The organism is Algoriphagus sp. NBT04N3, from assembly GCF_019443765.1.
Classification (GTDB): Bacteria; Bacteroidota; Bacteroidia; order Cytophagales; family Cyclobacteriaceae; genus Algoriphagus; species Algoriphagus ornithinivorans.
In genome coordinates, this window is sequence record NZ_CP048415.1 from 1,905,301 (window position 1) to 1,929,649 (window position 24,349).

Annotated in this window: 20 protein-coding genes and 1 riboswitch; of the genes, 10 read left to right on the plus strand and 10 right to left on the minus strand. The window is 38.9% G+C overall.

The annotated features are described in order from the left end of the window. Nucleotides 1–34: 34 nt before the first annotated feature. Nucleotides 35–134: riboswitch (SAM riboswitch) on the minus strand. Between the two features lie 111 nt (nt 135–245). After that, on the minus strand, nt 246–1,562 hold the full coding sequence (locus tag GYM62_RS08310; RefSeq protein ID WP_255590630.1) for a hypothetical protein: 1,317 nt from the start codon (nt 1,560–1,562) through the stop codon (nt 246–248). A gap of 69 nt (nt 1,563–1,631) precedes the next feature. After that, the gene (locus GYM62_RS08315; protein ID WP_219959070.1) at nt 1,632–5,924 is read right to left on the minus strand and encodes a PAS domain S-box protein; all 4,293 of its coding nucleotides are present in this window, start codon (nt 5,922–5,924) and stop codon (nt 1,632–1,634) included. A 201-nt stretch (nt 5,925–6,125) separates the two neighbouring features. On the opposite strand from GYM62_RS08315, the gene GYM62_RS08320 reads away from it, so the two are divergent. After that, entirely contained in the window at nt 6,126–6,446 is a 321-nt protein-coding gene (locus tag GYM62_RS08320; RefSeq protein ID WP_091650119.1) for a YbjQ family protein, read from the plus strand. A 2-nt stretch (nt 6,447–6,448) separates the two neighbouring features. On the opposite strand, the gene GYM62_RS08325 is transcribed toward GYM62_RS08320, so the two are convergent. The 4 genes from GYM62_RS08325 to GYM62_RS08340 are packed head-to-tail and all read right to left on the minus strand — an operon-like array spanning nt 6,449 to nt 9,319. Continuing rightward, entirely contained in the window at nt 6,449–6,706 is a 258-nt protein-coding gene (locus GYM62_RS08325; protein WP_091650115.1) for a (2Fe-2S) ferredoxin domain-containing protein, read from the minus strand. Continuing rightward, nucleotides 6,706–7,959 carry a DUF819 domain-containing protein gene (locus GYM62_RS08330; RefSeq protein ID WP_219959071.1) on the minus strand — a complete coding sequence of 418 codons (1,254 nt, stop codon included), beginning with the start codon at nt 7,957–7,959 and terminating at the stop codon, nt 6,706–6,708. Before GYM62_RS08330 ends, GYM62_RS08325 begins: the two co-directional genes overlap by 1 nt. A 57-nt stretch (nt 7,960–8,016) precedes the next feature. Next, nucleotides 8,017–8,652, minus strand: coding sequence for a CoA pyrophosphatase (locus GYM62_RS08335; RefSeq protein ID WP_219959072.1), 636 nt, complete (start codon nt 8,650–8,652; stop codon nt 8,017–8,019). Between the two features lies 1 nt (nt 8,653). Continuing rightward, nucleotides 8,654–9,319 (minus strand): bifunctional isocitrate dehydrogenase kinase/phosphatase, encoded by a 666-nt coding sequence (locus GYM62_RS08340; protein WP_219959073.1) that lies wholly within the window; start codon nt 9,317–9,319, stop codon nt 8,654–8,656. Between the two features lie 408 nt (nt 9,320–9,727). On the opposite strand from GYM62_RS08340, the gene aceK reads away from it, so the two are divergent. The 4 genes from aceK to GYM62_RS08360 all read left to right on the plus strand — a co-directional run bounded on the left by aceK (nt 9,728) and on the right by GYM62_RS08360 (nt 15,284). Continuing rightward, complete coding sequence (gene aceK / locus GYM62_RS08345; RefSeq protein ID WP_219959074.1) at nt 9,728–11,452, plus strand: bifunctional isocitrate dehydrogenase kinase/phosphatase; 1,725 nt, start codon at nt 9,728–9,730, stop codon at nt 11,450–11,452. 61 nt (nt 11,453–11,513) lie between these two features. Next, nucleotides 11,514–12,638, plus strand: coding sequence for an alpha/beta hydrolase (locus GYM62_RS08350; RefSeq protein ID WP_219959075.1), 1,125 nt, complete (start codon nt 11,514–11,516; stop codon nt 12,636–12,638). A 5-nt stretch (nt 12,639–12,643) separates the two neighbouring features. Next, on the plus strand, nt 12,644–14,065 hold the full coding sequence (locus GYM62_RS08355; protein ID WP_219959076.1) for a M17 family metallopeptidase: 1,422 nt from the start codon (nt 12,644–12,646) through the stop codon (nt 14,063–14,065). 1 nt (nt 14,066) lies between these two features. Beyond that, entirely contained in the window at nt 14,067–15,284 is a 1,218-nt protein-coding gene (locus GYM62_RS08360; RefSeq protein ID WP_219959077.1) for an acetyl-CoA carboxylase biotin carboxylase subunit family protein, read from the plus strand. 2 nt (nt 15,285–15,286) lie between these two features. Here the strand turns inward: GYM62_RS08360 and GYM62_RS08365 are convergent, their stop codons facing one another. From GYM62_RS08365 to GYM62_RS08380, 4 genes are all read right to left on the minus strand, one after another. After that, nucleotides 15,287–16,054 carry a TIGR02757 family protein gene (locus GYM62_RS08365; RefSeq protein WP_219959078.1) on the minus strand — a complete coding sequence of 256 codons (768 nt, stop codon included), beginning with the start codon at nt 16,052–16,054 and terminating at the stop codon, nt 15,287–15,289. Continuing rightward, nucleotides 16,054–16,608, minus strand: a complete 555-nt coding sequence (locus GYM62_RS08370) for a hypothetical protein (RefSeq protein WP_091650090.1) — start codon at nt 16,606–16,608, stop codon at nt 16,054–16,056. Before GYM62_RS08370 ends, GYM62_RS08365 begins: the two co-directional genes overlap by 1 nt. Before the next feature lie 95 nt (nt 16,609–16,703). Further along, complete coding sequence (locus GYM62_RS08375; RefSeq protein ID WP_219959079.1) at nt 16,704–17,306, minus strand: hypothetical protein; 603 nt, start codon at nt 17,304–17,306, stop codon at nt 16,704–16,706. 90 nt (nt 17,307–17,396) lie between these two features. Next, nucleotides 17,397–18,542, minus strand: a complete 1,146-nt coding sequence (locus GYM62_RS08380) for a LysM peptidoglycan-binding domain-containing protein (protein ID WP_219959080.1) — start codon at nt 18,540–18,542, stop codon at nt 17,397–17,399. A gap of 220 nt (nt 18,543–18,762) precedes the next feature. Here GYM62_RS08380 and GYM62_RS08385 point away from each other — a divergent pair, with 220 nt between their 5' ends. From GYM62_RS08385 to GYM62_RS08405, 5 genes are read left to right on the plus strand one after another with little or no spacing between them, the layout of a single operon-like run. Beyond that, a complete protein-coding gene (locus GYM62_RS08385) occupies nt 18,763–20,115 on the plus strand; it encodes a nodulation protein NfeD (RefSeq protein WP_091650085.1) in 1,353 nt (450 codons plus the stop codon). A 26-nt stretch (nt 20,116–20,141) separates the two neighbouring features. Then, on the plus strand, nt 20,142–20,519 hold the full coding sequence (locus GYM62_RS08390) for a cyanoglobin (protein WP_219959081.1): 378 nt from the start codon (nt 20,142–20,144) through the stop codon (nt 20,517–20,519). Further along, entirely contained in the window at nt 20,512–21,258 is a 747-nt protein-coding gene (locus tag GYM62_RS08395) for a lysophospholipid acyltransferase family protein (RefSeq protein WP_370627663.1), read from the plus strand. Before GYM62_RS08390 ends, GYM62_RS08395 begins: the two co-directional genes overlap by 8 nt. Continuing rightward, the gene (gene gatC / locus GYM62_RS08400) at nt 21,248–21,535 is read left to right on the plus strand and encodes an Asp-tRNA(Asn)/Glu-tRNA(Gln) amidotransferase subunit GatC (RefSeq protein WP_091650078.1); all 288 of its coding nucleotides are present in this window, start codon (nt 21,248–21,250) and stop codon (nt 21,533–21,535) included. The genes GYM62_RS08395 and gatC overlap by 11 nt, the downstream gene beginning before the upstream one ends. Next, a complete protein-coding gene (locus tag GYM62_RS08405) occupies nt 21,535–24,324 on the plus strand; it encodes a hypothetical protein (RefSeq protein WP_219959082.1) in 2,790 nt (929 codons plus the stop codon). Before gatC ends, GYM62_RS08405 begins: the two co-directional genes overlap by 1 nt. Nucleotides 24,325–24,349 lie beyond the last annotated feature (25 nt).

Sequence of the window (24,349 nt, forward strand, 5' to 3'; positions counted from 1 at the left end):
AGCAAAACCACGGAGCAAAGTAAAAATACTTTTCCGCTCATCTTTTTCCGGCATTTCCGGAACGGGAGTTAGCACCTTGATTACAGGTTGCTAAGACGTCGTAGGGCCCTTCCCTCGGTCTTTCTCGATAAGCAACTCAAATGTACTAGCTATTTGGCAATAAAACACCGCTATCGTTGGATTTTTAAAACTTTTCGCCCTCTTTTTTTAAGATTCGGCAAGTGAAAATGCGATTACTCTAAAATTTAAGGTCTTACCCCTATTCCAAAAGTCAAATAAGGGGCTGACATGTAAGAAGCCATATCCAACTCACCTAGTCTATAATTTGCCAATGCAAGTTCATATCCGGCAGATGCGGTAAACACAAGGTCAACCAACTTCCTTTTGGTCATTGGAATTCCATACTCTAAAAACACTTCGGGTTTACCCATCAAACCAGAATTTCTCAAATACCCGTCAAACTTTCTCCGCTCAAATAATTCTGGAAAGTCCGGCTTATTTCTCTGCGCTAAGGTGTATCGTATATTTCCAAAGCCCAATCCGGCCAAAGCTCCAAATCCAAAATTTTTGTATTGAATAACTTTATATCCCAAATTTCCATACACTCTCAAACTGTTGAGAGAATGAGATTGTGTCTCGCTTGCACTACCATTCATGGCTAAGTTATAAACGTCTACTCCATAAAGCATGCGTTCGGATTCACCTTTAATCTTAATCCCCAAATTGGAAGGCCTGCCATCTAAGGGATCATAGCCAGCTTCTTCCAAAACCTCATTAAAAGTATCTGGACTTGTGAAATGAACCCCAGAAATCAGGTGAAGCCCAATTGAGGCATCTTTATAAAAGAAGTTTCTATCTGGAATGGAAATACCTGCTCCTAGTCTAAGAAATGCACCACTTTGAGCATTATCGAAAGACATCCCATTTAGCTCCCATTTTCCTTCAAATGGGCTAAATGCGTATCCTGCTTTCGCAATGATGGAAAGTGCTTCTCTCCTGCCGGGAAGATCAAAGTCGTAGGTCATATGGAAGCCTATTTCTGTTAAAAAGTTCCCATAGTATTTTGATCCTTTTTGGATATCATTTTCACGAATAATAAATCCCTGCTTTGGGTCAGCCAGAAACTCTTCCAAACTGGAAGGCCTTTCGGATGGAAGCATTTGAAAATTCAAATAACCCATACCCAAAGACATGTAGTGTATTAGCTGAAATTTGGATTCCTCGGTAAAAGCATATCCCACATTGAGTAAAACTCTGGAAGTCCGGTACCCCAATTTAAAGCCATCCAAATCACTGTTTGCACCACGATTGTGATAAAGCTCAAGCCCAATCACGAAATCATTTATTCTGCTTTGATAGCCTAATCCTAAGGTTCTATATCTATTTCTCAAGCCTGTTAAACCTCTATCTTCCAGCATTTGGTCAAATTGATTCAATTTGGCTCCACTGGTACCTACCACGGTATACAGTGTGGTTCGCTTGGATAGAAGTTGCTGAGAAAAAGCATAGCCAGAACCAAAGAAGAAAACTATTGCAATGCTTATTCTAAAAAAAAGGGACATGAGTAAGGAAAATTTCGGCTGTAAATAAATAACCCACAGCCTTTAGGCAAAATTAATGCTAAAGATGTCTTAGACCCTTTCTTTGGGACGAAGAAATTTCAACAATTTCTCGTAGAGATTTTCCGGAGTAAATGGTTTGGCCACATAGTCGTTTACACCTACTTCCATTAACTGTTCTTTTACTTCATGTAAAGAGGTAGCGGTCAATGCAAGCATAGGAACTTTACTTTTTACCAGATCTGCCATAGACCTGATTTTCTTGGCAACTGTAAAGCCGTCATAAATTGGCATTTGCAAATCCAATAGAATTAAATCAAAATGTTCCTTCTCAAAAAATTCCAGAGCCTCTTGCCCATCAGAAGCCACAACCACATTTCCGGTATTCCATTTTTTCAAAAATTTCTGGATCAAAATCTGGTTGACCATGTTGTCTTCCGCAACTAGTATAGAAGCCCCCATCAGAGATTTGATTTGAGGCTTATCCTCAGCTGAACCATTGTTCGCCCTCTCTTCAAAAGGCTTCAAGTGAATCACAAATTCAAAGACACTTCCACCACCTAGATTTGGAGAATAGGTAATATCCCCTTGATATAATTCCACCAGGCGTTTTACAATAGCCAATCCCAAGCCTGTGCCTCCATACTTTCTAGTAGTCTCTGAAGAGGCCTGTGTAAATGCTTCGAAAATAGTGGAGACCTTTTCTTCTGGAATTCCAATTCCAGTATCCTCAAATCTAAATTTGACTATGGCTTTTCCTTCTCTATCGATTCCCTCGGATTTGAGAATTATTTTTACACCGCCTTTTTCGGTGAATTTAATCGAATTGGAAACCAAATTATTGACGATTTGACCCAATCGAACAGAGTCTGCTAAGATACTTTTAGGAAGTGCTTCATCAATTTCGGAAATCACATACAGAGATTTTTCTGTAGCCTGAAAACTATGAGAATGCACAATTCGCTGAATGAAATTCTTTAAATCAAAAGGCATCTCCTCCAACTCTATTTTCCCTGAATCAATCTTATTGTAATCCAAAATATCATTGATCAGGGCCATCAGGCTTTCAGCAGAAAACTGTAGTGTTTTAAGGTTTTCTAACTGATCAGGTTTAGGATCATCCTCCAAAAGAAAATGAGCCAAACCAATGACTGCGTTCATTGGTGTCCGGATTTCATGGCTCATCACAGAAAGAAACTGGGATTTTATCAAAGACGCCTGCTCCGCTTTTTCTTTAGCTTTGAGCAATTCTCCCTGAGCCTCTTTAAGTTTGGATATGTCCCTCGCAATACCTGTGTAAAGTCTCTTTCCATCTTTATCCAGAATAACTTTTCCATTGGAATTGAACACTCGGTATTCTCCATTTTTATGGCGCAATTTGAACTCCAAAAATTGGTTTTGGGAGAAGAAATCCTTGGTCTCTTCCAAAAGTACCTGGAAAACATCCAGATCTTCCGGGTCCAAAAATTCAAATACGCTTTTTCCGATAACCTCATCCATCTCATAGCCCATAAATTGCTTGACGTTGGGTGAGATATAATCCACAATAAATGACTCCGATAAGGAAAATATGATCTCAGTTGACTCTTCTACCAAGGTTCTATATTTTTCCTCTGACTGTCTTAAATCTTCTTTGGCTTTATGCTCTTCTGTGATATCCCTAACGATACTTAGTGCATATTCCACTTTGCCATATTCTAATATAGGCCTGATCACTCTGTGATATCTTCTTCCTCTTAAAAAGAATTCAGTCTCGACGATCTCACGTTTTTCATAAACTCTATCCAGTAATTTGGATACCTCCTTAGAATCAGTCAGTGCGATATCAGTTAGGTAATTCCCTTCAAAATCTGATGGACTCAGCCCCCAGTTTTCAAAGTTGGTTCCTTCTGCCAAAATGTATTTTCGGCTTTTATCCAATAGGAAAATATTCGTTCCGGGAATATTGGAAGCCAAGACTCGATATTGTTTTTCTTTTTCTTCTTTGAACTCTTCAAAATTCTTTCTTTCGGTAATATCCTGAAATAGACCCTGATGTAGAATAATATCGCCCACTTCGTTTCTCACGTCTGACGTTTTATCCTCAACCCAGATAAATGTCCCATCAGTTTTTTTGATCCTATATTCCCCAGAAAAGGAAACTACTCCTGACTTACCCCTTGATTTGCTATTGATCTTTTTGATGATTTTGGCGTCATCAGGATGTACAATATTCAAGAATGGAACCCTATTTTCCATCAATTCCTTAGACTGATAGCCAAATTGGTTGATATTTTCCGAGATGTAATAGATTCTGTAGTCATCATTAGGATCCACCTGAAATAATACAGCTGGACTATTCTCTACAATCATGCTGGCTCTCATAGCCAAGCGTTCATTTTCGTATTTCTCAGAAAGGTCCCGGAGGATCAAAGAGTAGCCTATTTTCTCCTTTCCATCTGCATGGATTGCCTGCATAGAAATTTCAAAAGGAGCCTTAGGCTGAACCCCTGTTTCTATAAATAACTCTTGTTTCTTTACATCCCCTATTTCCAGTTTCCTGCCGATTTTTTCAAATCTGCTACCATCTGGAAAATTAAATTTGATGACAGAATCTATGTGTTTATTATAGGCATTCTCCTTCACCATACCACATAATTCCACAGCAGCTTTATTCAGATATATGATCTGATATTCGAGATTAGTGACCAAAATGGGATCATTAACCTGGGCTAGAATCTGAGATTGAAGCCTTAGATACTCCTCACTTGCCCGTTTGTGCGTGATATCGGTACAAAATCCGTTTACTTCAATTCCCTGGGTAAAAAAGTCCTGTTTGGTTTCTATTTCATAGGAAATGTAAACCGGTTTACCATCCTCATTGCGAATAGTAAACTCTCCCGAGGCATGACTTTTTTCCTGAATACTTCTTTTCAGATTTTTGACAAAACCCTCTCTGTAGCTCTTATCAATCCGAAGAATCAAAGAAGAAAATTCAGCTGTTACAGGCTGAATCCCCAAGTCAAAAATTCTTGCTAAACCACCTGAGATATAAAATAGATTTCTTGTAGTACTGTATCTCCAAGAACCGGATTTAGATAGCCTTTCCGTAGTAGCTAGAAGATTCTCGTTTCTTTCGATTCGTCGAGTCATCAAACTACCGATATATGCTCCGGCAAGTATATCTCCCAATTGTCGGAAAATCTGCAACTCCTTCTCAGTAAACTCCAAGTCTTCCTGATCTATTTCAAAATAGATGACACCCAAAATCTTTGAGGCAGATATCATTGGAATCAAAATAAGCCTTGAAGTAGATTCAAAGCCCTCCGACTCTAAGTCAATCAGTTTTACTATGCCTGCCTCCAACCTTTTTTTACGGGAATCAATGATCGCTTTGAAATCAATTTCTGACTCACTTTTCCAGCTGGATAAACTCCAGGTATTAATAATATCAAGCTCTTGGGTTTCCTGATTGAATATGCTGATTACACCACGATGAGCCCTCAAAAAATGACTGAATTTTCTTAAAAACTCCTGAAAGTCTTCTTCCAGATTACTCAACCTTCTATTGATCAAACGGGAGGAAACCTGATTGATCAGGTTTTCTATTTCATATCTTTTCTGAAGAGACCTGTCTGTTTCAATAAAATCAGTGATATCTCTACTCGAAAATAAAACGCCATTGATCTCAGGATGATAAATTAAGTTTTTGGCAAAACTTTCAAGATAGATTCGTTTGCCCTTGGATCTATTAATCCAGAAATCAACTGCAACCTCCTCTGTAGAGTCTAGAACCTCCTCGAAACTCCCTTTTACCAACTCAATGATCCCTTCATCAATGAAGTCACGGAAATTTTTCCCAACTATATAATCTACCGGAAAACCAATCTTTTGGACCACCGAATCGGAAATGAATTTATAATTTCCTTGCTCATCCAAAATGGCAATTAAATCATGACTATGATGAAGAATACTTTGGATATAACTCAGTTCCCCTACTGTCTGCTCATGCTTATCCAAAATTGAATTCTCAACCGCTTTATTACCCAAAAACTTGATGGGATTGGCCTTAACTATCAAAAATCTACTGCTATAACTAGAAGGTAGATTTACAAAAACCCATTCAAACCGCTGGAATTCACCACATTTCTTCTCTAAAGACTTGAAATAAGTGATTTGGGGCAGAATCCCTTCTTTGAAAAATAAAAGTAGTTTTTGTTCTAGCTCCTCGTTTGAAATCCAAGCCTTCCAATCCTCAGGAAGGTTTTTGAAATTTTCAGTTGCGGTATTGTTCCAAAATATGATTTCTTCAGAATCCATCAGAAACAGAGGTTCGTTGATTTCATTGAAGAAATCCGAAATATCAAACTGATGGAATTGACTCATTTAATTAACTACTTACTTGGGTTTATTTACAACTCGGAAAATATTGAAAAAAGATGATCTTAAAAACAAGTTTAGAGAAACAAATTCATTTTATAACTTATCGCAGTTAAATAAATCACCTAAAATCAATTTAAATGATTTATTCAAACTTGCGCCTTAAATTATGCGTGCATTAGATATGTTTCACTTAATTTAAATACAATGATTATCTCAACTACCAACCAACTAGAAGGCTACAAAATCGATGAATATTTAGGCATTGTTTCTGGAGAAACCATCATAGGTGCCAATGTTTTCAAAGACTTCTTTGCCAGTATTACTGATATTGTAGGAGGCAGATCCGGCTCATACGAGCGCGTTCTAAGAGAAGCCAAAGCTACTGCTATGGCAGAAATGGAAATGCAAGCTAGAACCTTCGGAGCGAATGCTATTGTAGGAATTGACTTGGATTACGAAACGATTCGAGATGGAATGCTGATGGTTACTGCCAGCGGTACTGCTGTCAAGACAACCAAACTTTAATCTCAGCCCTGATCTTTCAGGGCTTTTTTCATTTGATCCAATATTTTTTCTGTACTGGTTTTTTTTAAAAAATGATCTTCGACTATCGCAACCGGAGCAGACTTACACATGTCCAAACATTTGGTTTGGATCAGTTTGCAGCAACCTTTCCAAGGATTTTGTTTGCTTGCAATTTTCAGATCCTTCTTGATCAGCTTGGAACCTGCTTTTTTGCAATCTGAACCTGTACATATAAAGACTAACTGTCTACTGTGTTTCATTATCCAATAGAAATGGCCTGCATCATTAAACCGCATAAGTAGGCCCCATAAGTTCCCACAGCATAGCCTAATACCGCCAAAAGAACTCCAACCGGTGCCAAAGAAGCATCAAAGGCCGATGCCACAATCGGCGCAGATGCAGCTCCTCCCACATTTGCCTGAGAACCAACTGCCACGTAGAAAAATGGTGCTTTAATCAACCAAGCAACCAAAAGCATGATTAAAATATGGAAGAACATCCATAAGATACCGATCAGAAACAAAATTGGATTATCCAATACTGCTCCCAAATCCATCTGCATTCCAATGGTTGCCACCAAGACATATAAGAAGGCGCTACCCAATCTTGATGCACCCGCACCTTCCAAGTTTCTTGCTTTAGTAAAAGAAAGTGCAAGACCTGCAGTAGTGGCTATCACCACGATCCAAAAGAACGTTGAGTCCAAGGAGTATTGCTTCAATGCAGGATAATCACTGGAAATAATCGGAGCTATCCAGTCAGCTATCAAATGCGAAACCCCGGTAATCCCAAAACCCACTCCCAGTATGGTCATGGTCTGAGCCAAACTTGGAATCGTCATTATCTTGGATCTAAAATCCGCTATTTTGTCTCGCAACTCATAGATTGCCGTAGAATCAGCTTTAAATAATTTATCGATTTTTTCTGGTTTGGCAGCCCAGTACAGCAAGAAAGCCATCCAAAGATTAGCCACTAAAACATCTACTGCTATCATTTGTGCGAAAAGGCTGGAACTTGCTCCAAATACCTCCAACATGGCAGTTTGATTGGCTCCCCCTCCTATCCATGATCCGGCAATCGTAGCCAAACCTCTCCAGATCGCATCCGGACCAGTGCCACCTAGGAGTTCAGGCTGAATAAAGCCCACTGTCATCAGTGCCAATGGACCTCCCAGCATGATCCCTAATGTACCTGCCAGAAACATCGTCAATGCCTTAGGCCCTAATTTGAGAATACCCTTGATATCAATGCTGATTGTAAATAAAACCAAAGAAGCAGGCAATAAATACCTGGAAGCAACAAAGTACAGGTTGGAATCTTCACCTGAAATAATTCCCAAGGAGTTAAAAACCGCAGGAATAAAATAGCAGAGTAGCACTGCCGGAACAACCTTATAAAATTTTTGAAAAATACGATTTTGGCTTGCTGAGGTGCTGAAAATTACTGCTAGAGTGGCTACTAGTAAGCCAAAAACCACAGCATCATTGATGATCAAAGGAGCTTGTTCTTCCATAGTTTTGCTTAAAGGTTACAACAATACCAACAAATGCTCATATGCCCAAAAATGAGCTTATTTTCCCTTTTCCAAAAGTTCTATAAACTCTCCCAAAATCATGGCAGTAGCACCCCAAACCATTTCTTTCTCTACTTCAAAATAAGGAGTGTCCAGTTTGATTTGATTTCCTATTTCCAAAATGGTTTTTTTCTGGATTTCAGGGGATACGATATCGGCAACTCTTGCTGAAATGATTCTTTGAACTTCCCTTTCCTCAGGAACGAATTCAGGAATATGATCTACATAACCGATTACAGGACTTACTAAAAAATTGCTGGCAGGAATAAATAAATCAGACATTCTTCCCAAAACTTCGACTTTACTGGCATTTACTGCCACTTCCTCCTCAGCTTCCCGAAGGGCTGTAAAAACTTCGTTTTCGTCTCCTTCGTCCATTTTTCCTCCTGGAAAAGCTATCTGCCCACTATGTACTCCAATGTATTCAGGTCTTTTGATCAATGGAAAAAAAGCCTGCTTTTCCTGTGGATAGATTAAAATCAGAACTGCACCTTTTCTGTAATTAGAAGGTAATTTTGGATCAAACCTTCTCATATCCACCGGCTGAGGTGACATCCTCATCTGCGCCTCTTTACCCGGAAGTTGCCTTGAAAGCGAGTTTTTCAGTCTTTGGATGACTTCTTCAAAATCCATTTTAAATCAATTCAACCTTCTTGATTTTCTTATTTAGGTAAGATTCTATCTTATAATCAGAGGTAACTTTTTTCATTCTAAATTGATATACGAGATTTTCATTTGGTCTGATCAACCAAACCAAGGGTCTAAATCCCTCTACTTCCTGAAAAAAGCCCAATACTATAAACTCTTCCTCGCTCAGCCATAAGCCCTCTTCAAATGCTCCGGAAGGCCCCATAAATAGAAGGCGCTCTTTCATTCCATCTGCTTTATACCATACCACCTCAGAGTCAGGATTCAAAAAAGGAGAATCCAATTCATCTTGAGCTTCAATTTTGTAAGAATAGATATCCATTACTCCGTTTCCTCCTGGATGTGGAAATTGATATGGAAATAAAGGGTCGCTAGGAAGGATAGGGTTTTTCTCAGGCATCTCAAAGCCCTCCAACGTATCGGAAAGCATCAATTCAAAATCATCCGCCTCGAACCTTCCTAATTTCTGAGCCCAATGCTCGTACCATTCAGATTTCTGTGCAAAAACTAAGTCAAGTTTGGTGGGAAAATCATCCAACAAATCGGAAGAATCCACTTTCACTTCAGTCTCATTTTTCTCCGAAGTTGATTCACATGCAAAAGCTATCCCGATAAGGCAAATGAAGAAAAGAATTTTTATTGATTTATCCATAAGAAAAAGATGAATGCATGAAGCTAAACCAGGACGATCAAAAAACAAAAAAGGCCGGACTACTAATCCGACCTTTTCCTGCTCTCAAACCTATTAAACCTATTGTAGATATTCAATTCATGAATACTGTCGAAAAGTAGAAAATGTTTTTATATACTCCAAACAATCGATTGCGAAAGATTTTCAAAATTTTATTCTTCTAGTAATTTTCGCCCTAAACGCTTCAAAATCAAGCTTATTTATTTTCATTTTTTTACAGAATTTTTTTGGTAGGATTTTGAGATCAATTAGGAAATTTCAATGCAATCGTGTGCATAAATTCCTGTTGCACTATCTTTTTATAAGAAAAATAAATAGGAATCATTCCACTAGCTTCAGAGGTATTAACTTTTTATATTATTTTCAATCATGCCACACAGAGCCATACCTCTTGCAGAAAAAATTTTTCAAGGATTCGAAAGTTACATTCGCTCCTTCAATACTTACACGGAGCTAGCTCCTCTTTATTTCAAGGAAAGAAACTGGGCAGCCACCCAATTAAATCATAAACAAAGGCTGCGTTTATATAAAGACTTATTATTTCAATTAGTTGAAGAGTTTCGAAAAATGCTCGGTGATGATGCCGATAAAAGGGAAATATGGACATTGATAAGGCAGCATTATCAGGAATCGATTGCTGAAAGACCTGATATAGAACTTGCAGAAACTTTTTTCAATTCAGTCATTAGAAAGGCATTTCCAGGTATGTCCAGCGACGAAGAATTGATGTACCTCATGGAAGGTCATAGTTCCTGTGAGATTTTTTCTACGGCAGAGTTGCTCAATTCCTATCCCAGCTCAATGGGATTGGACTCCATTATTCGAAAAATATTGGATGATTATGATTTTGGAGCTCCTTTGATGGATAAAGAAGCTGATATCCAGTTCCTGATCCAAAGTGTCAAAGAGGTCATTCTTACACGATATAATCCCGGACCTGAAACGACCACGCAGATTCTTAAGTCAGTTTTTTATAGAAATAAGGCGGCATACTTAATCGGCCGAACTTATTTGGGACATAAATGGATGCCTTTTATCATCCCAATTCTTCATGGACCCAAAGGTGTTTTTGTAGACACTCTAATATTTGATCCCAATATTATGAGCTCACTTTTTAGCTTCACCAGATCTTATTTTATGGTGCGGGCAGAAATCCCTTCCCAAGTTGTAGCCTTTCTGAGTTCGGTTATTCCTCATAAAAAAACACATGAGCTATACAATGCGATCGGATTTAACAAACACGGCAAAACACTATTTTACAGGGATTTCTTATTGCACTTGGCACAGTCTAAAGATCAATTTGTAATCGCTCCCGGCATCAAGGGAATGGTCATGACAGTATTTACTCTTCCTTCCTTTAATGTGGTATTCAAACTCATCAAAGATCATTTTGAGCCTCCAAAAAACATGACCAGACAGGAAGTTCGGGAAAAATATAAGTTGGTTTCCTTACATGACCGGGTAGGCAGAATGGCTGACACACATGAATTCGAATACTTTAAAATTCCCTTAGATAGACTAAGCCCTGAACTGCTTCAGGAACTAAAAAACACTACTAATTCCCTTTTAAAGACAGCGGGTAAGCATTTAATTATCAAACACCTATATACTGAAAGAAGAATGACTCCTTTGAACATATATCTGGAAAACTGCAGTACAGAGGAGGGAAATCAAGTGGCAGAGGATTATGGAAGAGCTATTTTACAATTGGCTCAGGCTAATATTTTCCCGGGGGATATGATGACAAAGAATTTTGGGTTAACTAGACAAAAAAGGGTGATATTTTACGATTATGACGAAATCGAGTTTCTAACGGATATGAACTTTAGAGCCAAACCCAAGGCCGAAACTTATGCGCAAATCTATGCTTCTGAACCTTGGTATGATATAGCTAAAAACGATGTGTTTCCGGAAGATTTTAGGCGTTGGATGATTGGAAGAAGTGATTTGAAGGAACATTTTTTAAGCTATCATCAGAATCTTTTTGATCCAGAGCATTGGAAAAAGATTCAACAAAGGATTTTGAAAGGCGAGCTTATACATGCCTTCCCCTATCCAGATGAAATCCGCTTTAGGCCAGAAGAAAAAGTTTAAGTTTCTTCTTAATGGTTCAAAGCTTACTTTTGCAAAGATTGAAAGGCAGCTCGCCTCACCTATGATTTCCCTAGAGACAGACCTAAAAGATAGCAGTATCAAAACCCGTAAACTGATTTTGCACACCCCCGACGATGATGAAAGACCTGTTTATATTTCAGGTAATTTCAACAATTGGGCTACGCAAGATTATCGGTTTAAAATGAAAAAAATCGATGAGGGAAAGTATGAGTTCGAATTTCCTGAGGAGGAGATTTTTCAGGGAGAATTGATTTACAAATTCACCAAAGGAGACTGGTCAGAAGTAGAAATAGATAGATATGGCAATAGAACTCCCAATAGAATATGGAGTGACTCCAAAACCTCACGAATTGAAAAAGTTGCCAAATGGAGAAAAAACTGGCTCCCTTATCGCCCAAGTCAACTTCCACAAATTCATTTGATCTCTGAGGAATTTGAGATCCCCCAATTGAATAAAAAGAGAAAAATCTGGGCATTGCTACCTCACGATTATGAGAGTAGCGATGAACATTATCCGGTTCTTTATCTCCAGGACGCTCAAAACCTTTTCAATGAAAACGCTGAATTTGGAAACTGGCAGATCGACAAAAAACTGGCTGTTATGTCAGATTATGGAATTGGGAAAATCATCATCATCGCAGTAGAACATGCTGAATCAGAAAGAATTCAGGAATACAATGTTGGTAAAACTCTTTTAGGCAAGGGTCAGGGGAAGCAATACATCAGATTTATAACAGATACGCTTAAGCCATTTGTAGATAAAACCTTTAGAACCAAACCTGAAAGAGAGCACACAGGAATTGGTGGAAGCTCTATGGGAGGATTGGTTAGTATCTTTTCAGGCTTGATTTATCCAGAGGTGTTTGGTAAACTCATGGTATTTTCTCCTTCCCTTTGGGTAATTCCCAAAATCAAACTAGGATTCTTAGATTTCTTTGATCCGCAGGAAACCAGACTTTATCTATATGCCGGAGGAGATGAGAGTGAAACCATGGTTGAGCATGTGAGTAAACTCCGAAAAAGGCTTCTTAAAAGAGAGAGCCTACAAGGAAAAATGAAAATCCGGCTATCCATCAATGAGCAGGGGAAACATAATGAAAGCTACTGGAGTGATGAATTCCCCAAAGCGATAGAATGGCTTTTTTTCAGCAATAAAGAAGAATAAGATTTATGAAGATTCAAATTAATACTCAAGTTTCCAGCTCAACCTTTTTAAGAGTAATTCCATTTTTGGAAAAGGAAGAAATCAGCTTTTCTGCATTAAACGGAGTTTCTGTAAATGTGAAAAGCCCTATTTTTTCCGGAAAAAAAGACAGTTTTTATGTCCTGGAAGCGGAAAAGGAAATGGTGCTTCTCGTTGGTTTGGGAAAGGAGCCTGAGTACAAATCCATAGAAAATTCATTCAGAAAAGTGCTTCACAAGCATGATCATCTAATCGATCAAAGTATCCTGCTTGAATTCCCGGAAGGCTTTGATGATAATTATCTTGAACCAGCCTTAGTTGGCTTATTTCTAGGAGACTATCATCTTGATTTTTTCAAAAAAGAGCGTAAAAATAATTTCGAAGAGCTAGAGGTGCATATCAAGTTGGCACATAAAAACGCTGAGAAATTGGTACAACGAGCAGAAAAAATTTCAAAAGCAAAGAAGGAAGCATTTAGGCTCGTAGACTTACCTCCCAATAACCTTACTCCAGAATACTTGGCAGAATGGGCCGTAGAAATGGCGGGGAAATATTCCTTGAAATCAGAAATTATCAGCGGGATAGACGCAAAAGATAAAGGATTGGAAGCTTTTTTGGCTGTGGGAAGAGGCTCTGCTAAGGAACCCAAATTCATTATTCTAGAATATAGGCACCCTGAAGCAAAAACACATTTAGGCTTGGTCGGTAAAGGAGTAACCTTCGATACAGGAGGCCTAAATATCAAAACTCAGGGAATGCATCATATGAAATCAGATATGGGAGGAGCTGCTGCAGTATTAGGGGCAACTCAGGTGATTGCAGATTTGAAAATCCCTATCAATCTCACTACCATTGTTCCGGCAGTGGAAAATGCAGTAGATAAGGATGCCTATTTACCTTCCGAAATTATTGCATCTCATGCAGGATTAAGCATCGAGGTAGTGGATACTGACGCAGAAGGTAGACTGATTTTGGCGGATGGTCTCTCCTATCTCATTGAGACTTACAAACCAGATCAAGTCATTGATATGGCTACCTTAACAGGCAGTGCCGTAGGTACCTTTGGTTATGAGTGTGCTGCACTTTTCTCTAACGATTCCAAGCTCTCTGAATCTCTTCAAAACGCCGGAAAAGGTGTTGGGGAAAAATCCTGGCCACTTCCAATTTGGGAAGAATATGCTAAAGAGATGGACTCCGAAATTGCTGATATCAGAAATTATCATGGAAAGCCAATTGCAGGAGCCATAACAGCTGCAAAGTTTTTGCAAGCCTTCACTCATGAGCATCCTTCTTGGGCTCATTTGGATATTGCTGGGGTGGCTTTTGCGGACACTGATTTTGCAAAAACCAAATCAGGAACTGCCTTTGGTGTGGGATTATTGCTTAAATTCATAGAAAATCAATTGTAATATGAATCAACAAGGCAAAACTTTTCTGTGCATTTCCAACTTTTTCAAAGGCAATGCATTTTTAACAGCATTGAAGAAACAAGGTAATCGAGTTTTCCTAGTTACCTCTGAAAAATTGAAAGACAAACCTTGGGTCTATGAATACATAGATGAGGTTTTTTTCATGCCAGGGCAAGATTTAGATTGGGATTTAAACCTGTTGCTTCAGGGAGTTGGTGGACTAATGAAAAACCATAAAATCGAATCCATCATTGCCTTGGATGATTATGATGTTGAAAAAGCCACTTTCCTGAGGGAAAGTTTGAGAATACCGGGAATGGGACAGACCACCGGAAGATTTTTCAGAGATAAGTTGGCCATGAGAATCAAAGCTCAGGACTCTGGTCTTCGGGTTCCTGCCTTCTCTCCTCTTTTCAATGATGAAGACATCAATTTATTTGCAGATCATATTTCCGCGCCTTGGGTACTCAAACCCAGGTCTGAAGCTTCTGCACATGGAATTATCAAGGTAAATTCGAAAGAAGAACTTTGGCACCATATCAACGAGTTGGGAGATAACCGCTTATACTACCTCGTCGAACAGTTCAAACCGGGAGATGTCTATCATGCCGATGGCTTATTATTAAATGGAAAAAGTCTGTTTTTAACTGTTTCAAAGTATTTGGCGACTCCTATGGAAATCTCCCAAGGAGGTGGAATTTTTCGTTCTGCAAATATCAAATACGGGTCTTCGGATGATAAAGCAATTAAGAAGGCCAATTTGGAAATTATGAAGGCATTTGGGATGAAATCAGGAGCAACGCATACTGAATTTATCAAATGCCATGAAGATGGAGAAATCTACTTTTTGGAAACATCATCCAGAGTTGGCGGGGCTCATTTGGCTGAAATGGTGGAAGCAGCAACAGACATCAATTTATGGGCTGAGTGGGCCAAAATTGAAGACTCTTTAGCCAAAGGCTACAAGTATGAATTGCCAAAAGTAGCTAAAAACTATGCGGGTATTGTACTTACTTTATCCAAGTATGAACATCCTGATTTGAGCAGTTTTGACGATCCCGAGGTATATTTTAGAGTTCCCTTAGAATATCATGCGGGGCTGATAGTTAGATCCAAAAACCAGCAAAAAATCATGGACTTGTTGGACAACTATGCAGAAAGATTTGCAAATGAATTTTCTACCTCAGCGGCTGCTCCAGAGATCAAAAAATTTCATTAAGCCTAGAACTTTTCTTCGATTCCAAGTCCAAAAAGAGCAAAATCATATTTGACTGGATCCATTGGATCAAAGGTTCTCAATTGCTCTGTCAGTTCCAGAGCTGTTAGCCAATCCGTTTGTTTACGTGTGATTAAGCCAAGTTTCCTCGCGACCCTATCTACATGCAGATCACAGGGACAAATCAATTGAGCCGGCTTAATCTGTTCCCAAATTCCAAAATCGACACCCTTCGAATCCTTTCTTACCATCCATCGCAAATACATGGTAATGCGCTTACATGCTGCTTTTCTTGCGGGAGTTGCTATATGTTTGCGGGTTCTAGATGGAGCATCGGGGAGGGAAAAGAAAAACTCATGGAATCGGGATAGAATTGATTCCATAGCATCAATTTCCCCGTTTTGTCCCAGCAAAAAGGCCTGTTCCAAGGAATCGTATTTTTTATAAAACCAAGTCAAAAAGTGGATGAAATAAAGCGTATCCACATCATTAAAGGTTCTATGTTTGAAACTGAGAAATGGCTTCAAGTCATCTTCCTGATGATTCATCAAAAATTCATGGGGAGCATTATCCATTTTCTCAAAAAGCTCCAAGCATTTATTGATGATGGTCTTTCTTTGACCCCAGGCTAATATTGCAGCAAAAAAACCTGAAATTTCTATATCCTGCTTTTTTGAAAAGCGATGCGGGATAGAAATCGGATCGTTGGCTATAAATCCCGGCTGATTGTAGAGTTCGACTTTTTCGTCTAAAAATCCCTTGATATCATTCATTAAAGAGCAACTTTCACCTCTCCGCCTTGAGTTCCGTCAAACCATTTAAAAGAAAGCTCATTTTCTACTTTCTCAGAAACATGCCAGTCAAAGCACTTAATATTTGTAAGCGATCTCAAGGAATCTTCATCTGGATTATACAAGCAAATGTCAAAGTCAGGAAGATCCTTGGATTCAGTGCTATTCCATTTTTCTAAAATAAATCCCTCTTCTATAACTCTGATTTTATTTCCAAAGACAAAATCCGATAAAACCGATGGAACCCCATCCATTCTTCTTAGTCTAAAACCAGAAGGGCCAAACATGATCTGTTTAACCAATTTAGCCTCCAGCATGTCATTGGAATAAGGGAGAACTTCCCATTCACTTTCCTTAATGACTATTTTTTTACCCTCAGGTCTCAACTTGGTCAAGAGTTGGGAAAGTTTGGAAAAGAGCCAAGTAAGGCCAATAAATAGCAAGCCAAAGCTTGCAAGGATTGGATAAGATACCACGAATATCAAATTCCAGATAAATCTAAATACGTGGTGAAAGAAGAGTTGTACTTTGTTCATAATGGGGTACTTGCATGCAAAGGTACCCTGACTAAATAAGAATGACAAACTAGAGCTACAGAGTAATAACTAAAATCTATTCAAAAAAATATGATTTATCTCAGGGGAATTCTCAAGGCTACTCCTGTTGGGCTTAAACTAATGTTTTGAACTATTCCAGGTAAGTCTTTTGCATTCGCACTGTGGAAGCTATACATGATGCCATCAAAGGCCAATAAAAATGCACCTTGTAAAATTACCGACTTCCCAAATCCAATCAATCGCTCATTTGATTTTCTCAGCCCTCTTTCTTTCAAGTATAAGCCTCCTCCCATATAAGCTAAATCTAATGCAGCATTAAAAAGGAGAATTTTTTCAATTCCATTTTGAGCATCCATTGTTTGCCAAAAATCGGTACCTGGACTCTCCTTGGTAGCTTGCCAATAACCCAACCCTGCAATAATCAGATTCACGGAGTTCCAATACAGGTTCATTTGGTGAAAGGCCTTGTTTTCTCCCATGCTTTGGCTTGCTCCTATCCCACCCCAAATCATATTTCCCACAGCCCAAGAGCCTAAAATCAACATCCCTTTTTGATTGTAATCTAATCGGGTCTGATTAAAAGATTCTAATGCAGGAATTTCCTGACTGAGGCTTTCAAAAGCAATAAAAAATAGTGCTAGAAAAAGGAGAGTTCGAAGTGGAGAAATAGCTTTCATATCAAACAAACTTACTGAAAAGCGGATAGTTATGATAATTAAAAAAAAAGCTCCGATAATTCGGAGCTCCAATTAATTTATCAAAACTTCTTAATACATCACCTCAACAGGGAATCTTCCATTCACAGCTTTGAGTTGATCAAATGCAGCTTGTGAAAGTTTAATGACCAACTTGGAGTTATCTCCAGTTTCAGGAAGTGTTCCCACCACTCTGGCAAAAATGGTCACGTCATTTTCTTCATTTTTCACTCGCATGATAGTTCCTACAGGCGCTGTTCTGTGAAGAACCAAATATTTTTTATGACCTCCTGTACCTTCTATCAGTTCAGCTTGGCCTGTTTCTCTAATATTTTTAAATCCACCTGAGTTCGCTCCATCAGGAACAACATGCATTTCTTCAGGGCTACTTACCACCTTCGGCTCACCTACAATCGGCACGTCTGATTGTTTGAGCTCTGCTCTCCCAACTTTCAACACCTGTCCGACAGTTAGATTATTTGAGACCAAACCATTCCAGTTGATAATGTCTTCCACTTTTGCATTGTACTGCCCAGCAATTGAAAACAAGGTCTGTCCGGTTTTAACTTCATGTGAAATCCAGTCTCCAGGAACCAAAACCTGACCTGTTGGTTGGGTTTTCGGCTCAGTCATTGGTCTTGTTTCTTCCTTTCTTGCAGGAGCTTCCTGCTTTACAGGACTCGGCTTTGGCTCCGGCTTTGGAGTAGTTTCTTTTTTTGCAGGAACACTAGCAGTGGTAGGTGCAGGTGTAGTTTCTTTCACTTCAGCTACCGTCTTTTGAGGAGCTGCTTGTGGTTTTTGAATGACCAATGCCTGGCCGACACTTAGATCATTTCCTTTTAAACCATTCCACTCCATGATCTCAGAAACTGTCACATCATATTTTTTGGAAATCGCAAATAGCGTTTCACCTGGAACTACTTTATGCAAGGCTGCACCTGAAGGAACAGTTTCTTTGGATACATAGGGAACTCTGATTTGCTGTCCGATTTTTAAACCCGATTTCAAAGAGGAATTTGCATCTACAATTTCTCCTACCGGGGTTTGATATCTTCTTGAAATTCCGAAAAGAGTCTCCTTAGGCTCAACATTATGGATTATAAAGGTTTTATCACCCACCCTTTCGATTCCTACAGAGTCCATTTCAGTCATAGCGAAGGTTGAAATGGAGATAAAAAGTGCAGGAACTAGGTAGAAAGTGCGTTTATTAATTTGCATATAGAAAGCTGATTTTGATGGGTTGTACTAAAATTCTATCTATATAAACATCAATAATTATGCTAAAAGACTAATTTTCTCGAATAAGAATCCCAGGTTGTGAATCAAACGTCATAAATCAACTGAAAGTCAAGGAATTTTAGAAAAAAAGCCTGATATCTTTCAAAAAATAAGTCCTAAAGGAAATTCATGCGTATCTTTTGTTTCTGATTAACTAACCATGAAAACATTATTCTACTGCCTTTTAATGTCAATTTTCTTTAGCAGCTTCTCAAGCACTAATGCCCAGGAAGCTGAAATAAAGAAAATATTCACTTTTAAAATTGACAGAGATATTGATCCTGCAATGAATAGAAGAGTGAAGCTGGCTTTGGAAGATGCAAAAGAAAAAAATGCAGACTTGATTATCATCGAAATGGACACCTACGGAGGTGCGGTCAATGATGCAGATGATATTCGAACCATGCTTTTGGAATCCGAAATTCCGATTTACACCTTTATCAATAAGGATGCAGCCTCCGCCGGAGCCTTGATTTCGATTGCTACCGATAGTATTTACATGGCACCCGGAGCAAGCATTGGAGCCGCCACTGTGGTCAATGGGGCAGATGGAGCTGCAGCACCTGATAAGTATCAGTCCTACATGCGATCCATGATGAGAAGTACTGCCGAAGCAAAAGGACGAGATCCCAAAATTGCTGAAGGAATGGTAGACGAAAAATTGGAGATTGAAGGTGTATCTGAAGCAGGTTCAGTCATTACACTTTCCGTTTCTGAAGCCATTAAGCTGGGTTTTTGTGAAGGAGAATACCGCTCCATCAACGCCATCCTTGAAGCTCAGGGGCTTCAAGACGCTGAGATTATTGAATATGAAGTTTCTCACACGGAACAAATCATTTCTTTTTTCCTAAATCCTGCAATCAGTGGGATATTGATCTTAATTATTATAGGAGGAATCTATTTCGAACTTCAAACTCCCGGAGTTGGCTTTCCACTTCTCGCATCAATCGTTGCTACCATCCTCTATTTCATCCCTTATTATTTAAATGGACTAGCTGAAAATTGGGAAGTAATTGTATTTGTGGCAGGTGTGATTTTATTGGCAATCGAGCTATTTGTCATCCCAGGTTTTGGAATTTTTGGGGTGCTAGGGATCACTTGTATCCTTGCAGGTTTGGTCTTAGGTATGCTTCCGAATCAGAATTTCGACTTTGAATTTGTACCTGCCTCTCAATTATTCACTGCCTTGCTCACCGTGATCCTTTCGGCAATTGCTGCTGTGAGTTTAATCTTTTGGCTCACTCCCAAGGTGAATAAATGGCAGGCATTTCAAACCATTACTTTGGCCAGTACCCAACAGAGAACAGAGGGGTATACTTCCAGTTTTTACAAAGATGATTTAAAGGGAAAATCAGGTATAGTACATTCCAGACTAAGGCCCAGCGGAAGGGTAGAAATTGACGGAGAGATTTATGATGCCTATTCCAGAGGAGATTTTATAGACCAAGGTGAAAAAGTGATTGTAATATCCACAGAAGGAACATCTTTGAAAGTCAAAAAACTGGAATCCTAATTCCTGGCTTTTGTTAAGTTTGCGAAATGAACCCATTTCAGAGCATATATGAAGCAGTCGGAGAAGAAAAAATAAAACAACTGACCGCTTATTTTTATGAGGAAGTGTCCCAGAACGAAGAGTTGAGAAGACTTTATCCAGAAAAAGATCTGGCTCCAGCAGAAAGGAGACTTTTCTTATTTCTAATGCAGGTATTTGGTGGACCTCAAACCTATTCGGAAGAGCGGGGACATCCTCGGCTTAGAATGAGACATTTTCAGTGGAAAATAGATGGTAAAATGAGGAATCACTGGATGAATGCCATGCTCACAGCTTTGGATAAAATTCAGGTGGAACAGGAAGTCAGAGAGTTGATGATGAATTATTTTATCAAGGTGGCAAATCATATGGTCAATCATGATTAAACTTCTACGGATCATTTATTCAGTCTATGCCGGCTTATTATTCATTGGAAGCTTTTTGGCGATATTCCCTTTCTTTTTGATCTGTATTTGGATTCCTGGATGGCAAAGATTTGGAAGAAAAATCAACCGCTATTGGGCTAAAGTTTATTTCACCTTGATTTTTCTCCCCGTTCACATGGAGAAAAAATGCAAGCTAGAAAAAGGCAAACCTTACCTTTTTTTAGCCAATCACTTCTCTTACCTTGACATTGCCATGATGGGATTTATTCCTGGTGACGTGCAGTTTGTGGGAAAAGCCTCAATTAGGAAAGCTCCTCTTTTCGGCTACTATTTTAAAAAACTCCACATCGCAGTTGACAGGTCAAGACTTAAAAGCCGTGCTGAAACTATGAGAAGGGCAGGTTTAGCACTGGATAATGGAAGCAGTATTGTTCTTTTTCCAGAAGGAGGAATCTATTCCACCCAACCACCACAAATGGTTCCTTTCAAAAATGGGGCGTTTCGGCTAGCTGTGGAGAAACAAATCCCCATCATTCCTGTCACTTTATCTTATAATCATCTAATTTTGCCTGAAGGAAAAGGACTCTTACTCAACTTGAAAAGAGCAAAAATGGTCTTACATGAGGCCATACTTACTTCAGTAGAAGATACAGAAGACAGCTTGAAAGAGAAGTGTTTTGAAGTAATTCAAGCTCAACTCAATCAGGATAATTTAGTGAATAACAAACATGAAGATTGACAAAGAAGCAATCAAAAAAATAGCGCATTTGGCAAGGCTAGAATTCGATGAAGGCAGTGCTGAAAAAATGTCGCAAGATATGAGTCAGATTTTGGACTGGGTGGAAAAGCTCAATGAATTAGATACAGATTCAGTGGAGCCATTGACCACTATGTCATCCGAAGTCAATGACATGCGGGAAGATCAGGTAGGTAAGCATTTAGACCACGAAGCTGGTTTGAAAAATGCCCCAAAAAGAGATTCTGATTATTTCCGCGTTCCAAAGGTTTTAGAATAATGCTGCAAAACTCCACCAACTTACTTTCTAAAAAAGCAATTATCCCGGCCCTCCTTTTGATTATTACGGGAGGGCTTTTTGCTTACTACTATTTTCTTTTCAATCCCATACCTTACAGGAATATCCAAGCCGGGTACTTTTTGGATAGTATTTCTATCCCTTTTGATTGGTCTCAATTTGGACCCGTATCATTTCCTATTTTGGTAGATAATTTCCTGATTTTTCAGGAATTCAAAGATTTGGGCCCCAATATTTTTGTTGCTGAGTCTTTATTCTTTGGTATCTTAATGGGGCTCATTCTTGCCCTGATTTTGACATTAGTCAGCGAATTGAAAAAGTACTTTTTTCTGGCTTTTGGAATAGCCTGGATTGCCATTCTCACTTTTTCCAATCTGAACGGATTGAATATTGGAAGTCCAAGTAGCAACTACCCCCTCATCATTGCCATAGTTGGCACCTTAGTAATTCCTGTTTTTTTTCATATTACTGGAAAGTCTCTTCGATTTGAGTTCAGGTTTCTTCTCAATTTAATTTGCTTGATGGTCACTGGCTATGCGTTGGAAACCTTGAGTCCGATTTCCAGACCCGAGCTTTTTCTAGCAGAACATCTAACCATGCCAGCTATACTTTTATCAATTGCTTGGCTCTTATGGAATGGACACGGAGTGATTTCAGGCATTTATATTTTACTGCTAAAAGCAGGAAGAAATTTATCATTGAAAGTATCCATTCAAATCACTCTAATAACAGCTGTTTACCTACTATTAATGGTAAATATTTTGATGGATTTCACAGGCTTCCCTATGGATTTTCTGCCAAGCTTCAATCCACTGTTTCTTCTATTTCCATTAGGAATATTGGGCTGGTTTACTTTGAAAGAAAGAGTTGAATCAGGTCAGGATTTGGTGGGGTCTGAAAAGACGTTGAAAGGAATGTATCTGATTGGATTTGGACTGGTTTTATGGTTGAGCTGGAAACTCAAAATCTCCGGAAATCAACCCGCGGAAGAGTTTCTCAAACATATTTTCACTTACTCTCAAATCGGTTTCAGCCTATTTTTCTTGGTCTATATTCTTACCAATTTCTATGAGGTAATGAATTCCGGAAAAGCTGCCGAAAAAGTATTATTCAAGCCTCATTCCTTGCCTTATTATCATTTAAGAATTGGAGGTTTGATTGCCATGTTGGTAGCCACTGCTTACTCAGAAGGAATAGTTGGAGTGCAAGCCAATGCTATGAGCAGTAATATTTTGGGTGATTATTATTACGGATCAGGTCAAAAATTAGAGGCTAGTATTATTTATGAAAACTCCTGGTCCAGGTATAGAAATAACCCAAAAGCCAAGAATGCTATAGCACACCTTCTTTTTCAATTAAACCAGCCTACTTTGGCTAAACAACACTTGGAAGAAAGCTTTTCTGAAGCTCCTCAGGTGGATAATATTATCCTTCTGGCAGACAGGCTACATAGAGAAAATAAGATTTTTGAATCTATATTTTATTTAGAACGAGGCCTTCGATTTTTCCCTGAAAATGAATTATTGCTGAATAATTTGGCACTATTGCTCACCAAGGTAAACCGTGCTGAAGAGGCTTTGGCATTATTGGATTCAAGTTCAGTCTCACACCCTGTTTCCCAAAGTAATCTATTGGCTTTGAAAGCCAAAATGGGTCAAATTGAGGGTGAGTCCAAGGCCTTGAATTCATTGGCAGAAAAAATCAATGAAATAGCCAGACAAAACGCTCTGGGAAACTATCCTGAAGAGAAACTTCTAGCGGAAGTAAAGAAGGAAATAGAAAAAGAAAATTCTCCCCTTTTGGTACAGGCTGCTTGGAGAAATATCTTTTCTCAAAAAAACCATATCAACATTGAGTCCGACATTGCAATGCTTGACAGCTTGTGGAAGCAAGAGGAAATGCAGGATTATATAATGCAGCTTCAGGAAACGGCCGTCATCAGAAGCCTTGGATCCGGAAAAATAGCAGATGCAGTCAAAAACCTGAATGGCTTGGCTTTTAGAAATCCCGGTGATGCTGGTTATTTTCTACATTTATCAACCAGCATTTTAGCTCAGCAAATGGACTTTAAAAAAGCTGCCAAAGAATTACTGGCGGCAGAGGAAAAGGGATTTCAGGCTTTTCAGTCTTACCATTGGAGTATTTTGAGCTTTGGTGGATATTATGAAAATGCGGAACTGATTCGAGTAAAATATGGTCTTCAAATGCCGGATTATCTAACTCAGCCAGATGAAGCAACCTTGTTTTACCTCGAGTTAATTCAAAAATTCCACGAAAGCCTGCCAAAAACTTTATACGATGAATGGAAAACTCTTCCTGATTCAGAACTCAAAACTGATTTCGCAATTCGATTGATTGCATTTAAAAGTCATGGAATCGACGCGTCTGATTTGAGGGAATTAGGGAAGCATATTCAAGATAAAAAGGGTATTCAGGAAGATCTGAGTAAATTTTTGGCCAATCCTGATTTGAAGAATAAAGAGTCTGTAGAAGCCCTGCTCAATTGGCTTCAATTGGGAGATGAGTTGACAGGCAACCCCTATTTCAGCCCCTTGATTTGGTCCGCTGTAGCTATCAATCCAGATCCTTTGGCTCAATATGAAATCATCAATGCGGCTACTGAATTCAACCGAGACCCTATTCTCTGGATCAAAAAAGTTCAACTGGCAAGAGCAATAGGTTTGAGCAATTACGCAACAGATGCCCTGGTTGAAATGGCCCAATGGATAGATCCTGCCACTTTAGAAAGACTCCAATTAACCAACTATTAGAAGATAATCTCGTATTTTGACAGAA